General features: G+C 69.8%; 8 protein-coding genes. 6 read left to right on the top strand and 2 right to left on the bottom strand.

Features of this window, described 5'->3' with window-relative positions; genetic code table 11:
* Positions 1 to 90: 90 nt before the first annotated feature.
* Positions 91 to 1,176 (bottom strand): thiamine ABC transporter substrate-binding protein, encoded by a 1,086-nt coding sequence (locus RIV12_RS10835; RefSeq protein WP_309323798.1) that lies wholly within the window; start codon positions 1,174 to 1,176, stop codon positions 91 to 93.
* 337 nt (positions 1,177 to 1,513) lie between these two features.
* Positions 1,514 to 2,344 (bottom strand): NAD(P)H-binding protein, encoded by an 831-nt coding sequence (locus RIV12_RS10830; RefSeq protein ID WP_309323796.1) that lies wholly within the window; start codon positions 2,342 to 2,344, stop codon positions 1,514 to 1,516.
* Positions 2,345 to 2,455: 111 nt separating this feature from the next.
* On the opposite strand from RIV12_RS10830, the gene RIV12_RS10825 reads away from it, so the two are divergent.
* From RIV12_RS10825 to RIV12_RS10800, 6 genes are all read left to right on the top strand, one after another.
* Positions 2,456 to 2,887, top strand: a complete 432-nt coding sequence (locus tag RIV12_RS10825) for a winged helix-turn-helix transcriptional regulator (RefSeq protein WP_309323794.1) — start codon at positions 2,456 to 2,458, stop codon at positions 2,885 to 2,887.
* A gap of 301 nt (positions 2,888 to 3,188) precedes the next feature.
* Positions 3,189 to 4,256: a YdcF family protein gene (locus tag RIV12_RS10820; protein ID WP_309323792.1), complete on the top strand. Its 1,068-nt coding sequence runs from the start codon at positions 3,189 to 3,191 to the stop codon at positions 4,254 to 4,256.
* Positions 4,257 to 4,344: 88 nt separating this feature from the next.
* Entirely contained in the window at positions 4,345 to 4,779 is a 435-nt protein-coding gene (locus tag RIV12_RS10815) for a TetR/AcrR family transcriptional regulator (protein ID WP_309323790.1), read from the top strand.
* Between the two features lie 73 nt (positions 4,780 to 4,852).
* Entirely contained in the window at positions 4,853 to 5,218 is a 366-nt protein-coding gene (locus RIV12_RS10810) for a hypothetical protein (RefSeq protein WP_309323788.1), read from the top strand.
* A 276-nt stretch (positions 5,219 to 5,494) separates the two neighbouring features.
* Positions 5,495 to 5,812 carry a DUF4235 domain-containing protein gene (locus tag RIV12_RS10805; RefSeq protein WP_309323787.1) on the top strand — a complete coding sequence of 106 codons (318 nt, stop codon included), beginning with the start codon at positions 5,495 to 5,497 and terminating at the stop codon, positions 5,810 to 5,812.
* A gap of 376 nt (positions 5,813 to 6,188) precedes the next feature.
* The gene (locus RIV12_RS10800; RefSeq protein WP_309323785.1) at positions 6,189 to 8,780 is read left to right on the top strand and encodes a heterodisulfide reductase-related iron-sulfur binding cluster; all 2,592 of its coding nucleotides are present in this window, start codon (positions 6,189 to 6,191) and stop codon (positions 8,778 to 8,780) included.
* Positions 8,781 to 9,099 lie beyond the last annotated feature (319 nt).

Genomic DNA, 9,099 nt, shown 5'->3' with positions numbered 1-9,099 from the left:
CCGCCCCCGATGCCGGTGCCGGCACCGGGGAGGCTCCGGCGTCGGCTGGCGCGGCGACGTCGGCCCCTGGAGTCTCCTCGCGCGGCGCGCTCACTTGCCGACGGCCCCGGTCCAGGAGTTGAGCCACTCCTCACGGTGGGCGGTGATCTCCTTGGGGTCGACCTTCACCGGCGACTTCGACAGCGGCCCGAACTTGGTGAGGGCCTCGGGCAGAGTGGCGTCGGGCAGGACCGGGTACATGTACATCTGGCCGGGGATGTCCTCCTGGACGGCCTTGGAGAGCATCCACGTCACGAAGGCCTTGCCGCCCTCGGGATTGGCGGCACCCTTGAGGACGCCGGCGTACTCGACCTGGCGGAAGGCGGTCTCCAGCAGGGCGGAGGTGGAGCTGGAGCTGTTGTCCTTCGAGACCGTGAAGGAAGGCGAGGAGGCGTAGGAGACGACGATGGGGTAGGTGCCCTTGCCGCTGCCGGAGAAGTCGGTCTCGTAGGCGGCGGTCCAGTCCTCGGCGATCCGGGCTCCGTTGGCGATGAGCTTCTTCCAGTAGTCGGCGAAGGAGCCGGCGCCGAAGTGGCCGATGGTGGCCAGCAGCCAGGCCATGCCGGGAGAGGAGTTCGTGGGGTTGATGGCCACGAGGAGGCCCTTGTACTCGGGCTTGACCAGGTCCTCGAAGGTGGCCGGGGGCTTGAGGCCCTTGCCGGAGAAGTAGCCGGTGTCAATGTTGAGGCAGACGTCGCCGACGTCGATGGGCGCCAGGGCCGGGGTGTCGGCGACGACGTAGCTCTCGGCCCCCTTGGGCAGGGTGACGGTGGCGGAGGTGTCGATGACGCCCTGATCGAGGGCGCGGGTGGCGTAGGTGTTGTCGATGCCGAAGACGGCGTCACCCAGGGGCGCGTCCTTGGTCAGGACGAGCTTGTTGACCAGCGCGCCGGCGTCCCCGGAGGTGGCGACCTTGAGGGTGTAGCCGGTCTCGGAGGTGAAGGCCTTCTGGAGGTCCTCCGAGACGTGGAAGGAGTCGTGGGTGACGACGGTGACGGTCTTGGAGTCGGTCTTCTTGCTCTTGCCGCAGGCGGCCAGGCTCAGGCCGACGGCGCCTGCGGCGGTTCCGGCAAGCAGGGCGCGGCGGCTGAGGGCCGGATGGGGCCGGCCGGGACGGCGGGTGGACTGGATGCTCATGTGTGCCTCCTGGATGGTTCTCCGGAGGGCCCGGCGACCACCTGCGGCGCGCCGGGGAGATGGTCTCGACTTCCTTCGCCGGTACTAACCGGAGCAGGTTCGAGGGTCTGCGGGCTTCCGCACTCTCAGCGCCGTCGGCGGCGGCCCATCAGCCAGTGCGGCCGGGCCGGCGACGGGGCGCTCCCCTGTCGTTGCAGGTCAACTGTAGTTCGAGGCCGCCCGCCGACACCAACTCCGGCAGCCCGGACCACGAAACCCATCACCCTGCCGCGTTACTCTCCCGCGTGTTCGTAGGGTAGGTCGCCCGTTCGTACCCTCTACCCCTCGAACGCGCAGCCTAAGGTACGACCGCGCGCCGAGCAGCCAGAGCCTCGGCTGCGGCACCGAGCGGATCCATGGGATCCCCGTCCAGCAGACGGGGGAGGTCGCCACTCGTTCCGGCCAGGAACCCGTGCCTGATGACGCTGGAGATCGAGAGCATCAAGGACTGGCGGAAGGCCGGCATTCCAACCTCGGCAAGCAGCTGCCGGTACTCGCCCAGGCTGATGTCTCTCACCTCGCAGCCCAAATGGCCTGTGACGTCGGCGGTGGAGACCGCTCTACTTCCCACTAACTCGTAGACCTTCCTCTCGTGCCTACCCGGGTCGCTGAGGACGGAAGCCGCCGCGCAGGCCAGGTCTTGCCGTGCCACCGCAGCCACAGCCCCGTCTCCCAACGGCGACACGATCCTCGCCGGCTCCTCTTGCTGTCTCTCCCACGAGAGCGGGGCACCGAGAATCTCGGCGTAGACACCGTTGCGCAGAATGGTCCATGTCATGCCGCTGGCCATGATGATTCGCTCCGTGATCCGGTGCGGCAGCGCCATTGACAGGTGGTCGCCCGCGCCGGTGAGGCTCGTGTAGACGAGATGGGAGACACCGTCGCGCGCCGCGACCTCAATGGCGGCGCGGTTGAAGGCGATCTGCCGGTCGTCCTCCTGCGCCCCGGCGGGCACCAGCAGCAGGATGTCGACGCCGTTGAAGTCCAGGCTGTCCGGGACGCTGAAGTCAACATGCCGTTGCCCCGCCGACGGCGTGCGGCTGCCGCCCACCGCCGGAATGCCGCGAGCGCTCAGCTCCGCCAGGACGGCTGAGGAGAACCGTCCACTCGCACCGGTCACCATGATCATGAGTAGGCTCCTTCAGACTTAACCGCGCTCCGGAAGCCGGCTCCCGCGGCCACCGAACCTTCTGCGCATGAGCCTGAGGCATCGCGCACGCACCTACAAGGAGGCAGTTTCTTGTCACCGACGCACAGCGATGTGACCACCGGCAATCCCAATCCGGCACCTCTGGAGCGCTGCACCCAGGCACACCGCGAGGATCCTGGCATCCGGGCGGTTCATGACCGACTGGGGGACAAGTGGTCTCTGCTGGTCATCGTGGAGCTGACGCGCGGTCCACTGCGTTTCCGTCAGCTGCAGCGCGCCGTCGGCGGCATCTCACAGCGCATGCTCACCCTGACGGTGCGGCGTCTGGAGCGCGACGGGCTGGTGCGCCGCACGGTCTACCCCACGGTTCCCGCCCAGGTCGACTACCGCCTCACCGAGATGGGGGCGAGTCTGACACATCTGCTGAAAGCCCTCGCCGACTGGTCGCTGGCACACCGGGAGGACATTGCCCACGCTCAGGCCGATTACGACCGCACTCACCCGGGCAGACCCGTGCGTTAGATCGTGGTGTGAGCTTCCCGCGCAGGCGGGCTCGGCGACCTCCCCCTGGGGAGGAACCGGATGCGGCGCCTTCATCCGAAGGGCGGAGGAACGGCTCCCACGAATCATCCCCACGACGCTCCCGCTCACCGGTGGCCGCCTCCTAGCCTGATCGCGTGAGCGCAAGGCGGCACCCGCCGGCTCCATACCTATGATGAGCGCCGGCCCGCCGGCACCCACCACCCCGCGCCGTGCCGGGAAGAGACCACCTCCCCCGCACCTAAGAAAATCCAGCCCCTGTCCTACGAGAGGAGCCCACCCCATGAGCACCCCCTGGCTCCTCCCCGTTCCGCTGATCGATATCACCGCCCTGGCGCTGTGGTGGGGGCTCCTCAAGCTCTCACGGCGCCGCGACAATCGCCGGCTGCGCAACGGTCTCCTTCTTATGCTCCTGGCCGGTACCGCAGTGAGAGCACTGCTCCACCTCGCCTCACTCATCCCCGCCCTCAAGGTCCCGGTGGGACTGGGCAGCGTCACCTTCTTCCTGCTCATCGCCCTCATGCCGTTCCTGCTCATGTTCAACGGCGTCGTCCTCATCCGCCGCGAGGGCCGGCGCCTGAGCAACCTGCTGTGCCTGGCGGCCGGCCTGGGACTCATCGCCACGCCGATGACCGCCGCCGCCCTGGTGGCCACCGCCAACCCCTGGGCCCTGCTGCTCGCCGCGCTCATGTTCTGCGCCTGCGCCTACCTGGGTGTCTTCCTCCTCATCTTCTTGGGCCAGACGGTGGTGCAGCGGATCTGGGGCGGGCGCCGGACCGTGCCGCACCCCGACGTCGTCGTGGTCCATGGCGCCGGGCTCATCAACGGGAAGGTCGGGCCGCTGCTGGGCTCACGGATCCAGGGCGGCATCGAGGCCTGGCGCGATGAGGACGCCCTGCGCCCCGGAGCGCCGCTGCTGGTCATGAGCGGTGGACAGGGCCCCGACGAGCCGATCAGCGAGGCGCGCGCCATGGCCGACTACGCGATCGCCCGCGGCGTCCCACCCGAGCGGATCCTCCTGGAGGACCGTTCGACGACGACCCGCACGAACATCTCCTGCACCCGTGACCTCCTGGCTGAGCGCGGCATGGTCGACCCGCAGGTGCTGCTGGTGACGAGCTCCTTCCACGCGGTGCGCACCGCGATCCTCGCCTCCGACATGGGGGTTCCGTGGGCGGTGGCGCCGGCGCGCACGGCCTGGTTCTACATCGTCAACGCCTGGCTGCGCGAGTACGTCGCCGTCCTGACCTACCGGCGCCGCCCCGCCCTGGCCTGCGCCGCCGTCGCCGGCGTCTTCGCCGTGCTGTACGCGCTGCTGGTCCTCGGCGCCCAGACGGAGCTCATCGGCTGAGCGGAACAGCATCCCCCGGCATCCCTCAGCCACAGATTTCAGAACAAACGTTCTTGACCGAGCGTTCCAGAATGTCTATTCTGGATTCATGGGACGACGACGAACATTCATTGAGAACGAAGCCATCGACTCCGCCACAGCAGTCTTCGCCGAGCGCGGTTTCGCCGGAGCCTCCGTGGACGACCTGGTGCGGGCCACCGGCGTCAACCGCGCCAGCCTTTACGGGGTCTTCGGCTCCAAGGACGGACTCTTCCAGCACTGCCTCACCAACGCGCTGACCGCTCTGATCCCCGGGGCCACCCGGAGCGAATCCGCCGACTCCGCAGGGGCGGGCCGTGACGAGCTCGACCTGGTCCTTGTGGCGCTCATGGAGCTCGCCCCCTGGGACCCGGCCGTGCGCGACGCCCTCGTCACCACCCTGCACCAGGCGGGCGTCACCGCCGAGGCGCTCGGCCGACGCCTGCTGGAGCGAGCCGGCGCTACGGCGTCGGACTCAACAGCACCGGTCTCGCCGCCGGCATAGCCTGCACCGACCCCGCCAGCACCAGCCAGAAGCACACCTCCCAGCCGACCTGCCCACGAAAGGAACAGACATCATGAGCCGCAACACCGTTACCATCACCGATACCTCCCTGAGCGTCGAGCCGCACGGGCTGGACAAGATCTGGTCCTTCACCTCCCGGCTGGAGTTCCCGCTCGTGCACGTGCGCGGCGCCACGCACGACCCCGGACTGCGTCACGAGCCCAAGGGGTGGAACGTGCCCGGGCTGCAGACGGGCGGCAAGGTCTCCGGGACCTTCCACGCCAACGGAACGGCGCAGTTCTGGAACATCTCCGGCTACGAGAACACGCTGGTCATCACCTTGGAGGACGAGCGCTTCACACACCTCTACCTCACGGTCGACGATCCCGCCGGCCTGGCCGTGGAGATCAATGCCGCCATCCGCCCCGCCCGGACGTGAGCCCGTTGCCTCGTCCAGTCAGGCGCCCCGCGCCACGAGACCCCTCACCCTCCCGTGCGTTCGCAGGACAGGTCGCCGGTTCGCACCCTCTACCCCGCGAACGCGCGACCTAAGGTACGACCACGCAGGCCCGCAGTCGGCGCCACGCGGGCGGACACTGGCTGCGCCGTCGGCCCGGGTGCGGCATGATCGGGACGGAACGGGCCGACTCCGCCGGCCCACCACCAGTACGCAGGCACCCACGACGCCGCCCGACCGGGGCGCAAGGAGGACTCAATGAGCGCACAGGACCCCGTCGAGATCGACCAGACCACCGACTTCATGTGGAAGGCGACCGCGGCCGTGGCCACGCTCGCCTCCGGGTTCGTGGCCGAGAAGGTCGTGGCGCTCGGCTGGCGGGCGATCTCCGGCCGGCCCGCCCCGCGTGAGGAGGACCAGCTCCTCAACTACAAGCTGGCCGAGATCGTCACCTTCGCCATCATCTCCGGAGCCACTGTCACCCTGGTGCGTGAGCTCGGGCTGCGCCAGGCCGCCAAGTGGTACAGCGCCCGCCGCCCCGACTCCCCCTACGCGCTGCGCGCCATCAACAGCTGAGGACTCCATCCGTGCCGGCCCCATCGCGGGGCCGGCACTTTTTGGTGGCTACGTGTCACGATTGGCGACTTTTCCCGCCGGCACACCGTTCGCAAAGACCCTCCGCACACTCGGCACCACGGCGTCTGCGCAGGTCAGAGCTAGTCTCCGGGGATCCAGCCGGGCTCGGGGCCGCCGGCCGCGCCTCGAAAAGTCGCCAATCGTGACACTTTTTCCTCTGCCGCGCTTCAGCCGCCTCTTCCAGCTCCCCGCCGACCCACAGGTAGGCTGAAGGGAAGCGCCAACGGTGTGCCGCGCAGGCGACCCTCCGGGGCGCCACCGGCCATCTCCCAGCGCTTCCGCCTTTGCCTTCGGAGACCTGAGGAAGCCCGCCCCGATGAGTGCCGTGCAGATCGTCTGTGTCGTCATCGTCGTCATCGCCACGACGATCGGTATCGCAGTTTTCGCACGCGCCTGTTTCACTATTGGCGCCCGCATGGCCGTGGGCCGTGCGACCGCACCGGAGCGCCTGCGCCCGGTCGGCCGGCGCCTGGCGCTCACGCTGGGCGCGCTCGTGGGCCACACCGCCTTCAAGGGCCGCCCCTTCATCAGGGCCGCCCACTGGCTGGTCATGGTCTCCTTCCCACTGCTGTTCCTCACGCTCGTGGCCGGCTACGGGCAGGTGCTGGGCGGCCCCAGCTTCGCGCTGCCGCTCATCGGGCACGCCGCCTGGTGGGCCTGGATCGTCGAGCTCATCGCCTGGCTGTCCACGTTCGGGATCGTGGGGCTGACGATCCTGCGTTGGCGCCTGACCCGGGCCGGCCGGGCCGCCCCGCCCTACGCCCCGGACTCCGACGGCGGCAAGCGTCCGCGCACCTCGCGCTTCGCCGGGTCGACGTCGGCCCAGGCGAAGTTCGTCGAGGCCACGATCATCGGCGTGGTCGTCTGCGTGCTGGCGCTGCGGATGCTGGAGCACGCCCTCCTGGCCGCCTCCACCGACCCGGCCGAGCGGGCTCTGGCCTCCTGGACGCACTTCCCGCTGACTGCCTGGACCGGCCCGCTGCTCGCCCCTTTGAGCACCAGCGCCCTGGGCAACGCGATCCTCGTCGTCGCCACCATCAAGGTGGTGCTGTCGATGACCTGGTTCGTCGTCGTGGGCCTGCAGCCCTCGATGGGCGTGGCCTGGCACCGGTTCCTGGCGATCCTCAACGTCTACGCGCGCCGCGAGGTGGACGGCACCAAGGCCCTGGGCCCGCTTCAGCCGCTCATGGTCGGCGACGAGCCGCTGACCGAGGCCAGCATGGACGCACTGGAGGAGGCCATGGAGGCCGCGGACTCCGGCGAGGGCCCCGAGGTGCGTCTGGGCGTGGGCCGTATCGAGGACTTCACCTGGAAGGGCCTGCTGGACTTCTCCACCTGCACCGAGTGCGGCCGCTGCCAGGACCTGTGCCCGGCGTGGAACACCGGCAAGCCCCTGTCCCCCAAGCTGTTCGTCATGGCGCTGCGCGACCACCACGCCGCGGCCGCCCCCTACCTGCGGGCCGCGAGCGCCCTGGGGGTCGAGCCCGACGACGTCACCGAGGAGATGGTGGCCTCCCGCCCCACCTCCGGCGGGCTGGTCGGCAAGGCGCTGGGCATGCACGACGGCCTGGCGCGTGAGACGAACCTGGGCCTGGAGCCGGGCACCGCCCACACCGGCGACGTGCTCGGCGCGCTGCTGGCCGCCAAGGCCGCCCCCACCGAGACGGGCGTGGCCACGCGGCCGGCCCCCCTGGCCGGCGAGGTCATCCCCGCCGACGTCCTGTGGGCCTGCACCACCTGCGGGGCCTGCGTGGACCAGTGCCCAGTGGACATCGAGCACGTCGACCACGTCGTCGACGTGCGCCGCCAGCAGGTGCTCATGGAGTCGGCCTTCCCCAAGGAGCTCGGCGGCATGTTCCGCAAGATGGAGTCCAAGGGGAACCCGTGGGGCCTGCCGGCGCGCAAGCGCATGGACTGGGCCAAGAACCTGGACTTCGAGGTGCCGGTCATCGGCGACGACGTCGAGAGCGCCGCGGACATCGACTACCTGTTCTGGGTCGGCTGCGCCGGCGCCTACGAGGACCGGGCCAAGAAGACGACGCGGGCCGTGGCCGAGCTGCTGCACACCGCGGGGGTGAGCTTCGCGGTGCTCGGCGACGCCGAGACCTGCACCGGCGACCCGGCCCGGCGCGCCGGCAACGAGATCCTCTACCAGATGCTCGCCGCGCAGAACGTGGAGACGTTGAACGAGGCCGGGGCGCAGAGGATCGTGGTGACCTGCGCGCACTGCTTCAACACGATCTCGCGGGAGTACCCGCAGATCGGGGGCCGCTACGAGGTCCTCCACTACACCCAGCTGCTCAACCGGCTCGTGCGCGAGGGCCGGTTGCGCCCCCTGCCGCCACAGGCCGCGGGCGGTTCGACGGCGCCCGACAACCCATCCGTCTCCGCATCCCCGGCCACGTCGACGCCCGCCTCGGAGGCAGCCGAAGACTCACCGGCCGCCGACACTCCTGCGGAGAGCACAGAGAGCGCAGCGCCTCAGAGCGAGACCCCGGCGGAGTCGTCGAACCGGGAGGCGCCCGGTAAGGCGACGGGCGAGCCGGTGATCCCGACGATCACCTACCACGATGCCTGCTACCTGGGCCGCCACAACCAGGTCTACTCTCCGCCGCGCGAGCTGCTGGAGGCGACCGGCGCGACCACGGTGGAGATGCCACGCAGCCGCGAGCGGGGCTTCTGCTGCGGGGGCGGCGGGGCGCGCGCCTTCATGGAGGAGACGATCGGGACGCGCATCGCAGTGGAACGATCGCGCGAGGCCATCGGCACCGGCGCGCAGGTCATCGCCACCGCCTGCCCCTTCTGCACCACGATGCTCTCCGACGGCGTCGCCTCTGAAGGGGCGGACGTGCGGGTCACGGATGTCGCCACCCTCATGCTGGAGGCCGTGCGCCGCGGCGAGGAGTAAACGGAAGCGGGCATGGCCCGTCGGCCCGGCCGGGGACGCTTCCCTCCCACCGGGGACATCCTGCGCGTGCAGGGACAGGAATCCGGTCCCCGCACGCGCGAACTGCACCCGGCCGCACAGAAACGTCCCCGACGGCGTCGACTGTCCCCGACCGGGTGGAACGGCACCCGCCCATACGAAACGGCACCCGCCCGCGTCGAATGTCCCCGGCCATGACGCAATGCCTTCAGCACCCCCGCTCTGCACCCTGCCACCCCACACAGACGGCGCAGTCCGGCCGTATCGCTTGCACCTCCGCAAAAAATAGATATCATTTTGC

It is taken from the genome of Actinomyces stomatis, from assembly GCF_031292835.1.
Lineage (GTDB): Bacteria > Actinomycetota > Actinomycetes > Actinomycetales > Actinomycetaceae > Actinomyces > Actinomyces stomatis.
The sequence above is the reverse complement of the archived record's forward strand: the minus strand, read 5'-3'. Positions and strand labels throughout refer to the sequence as shown.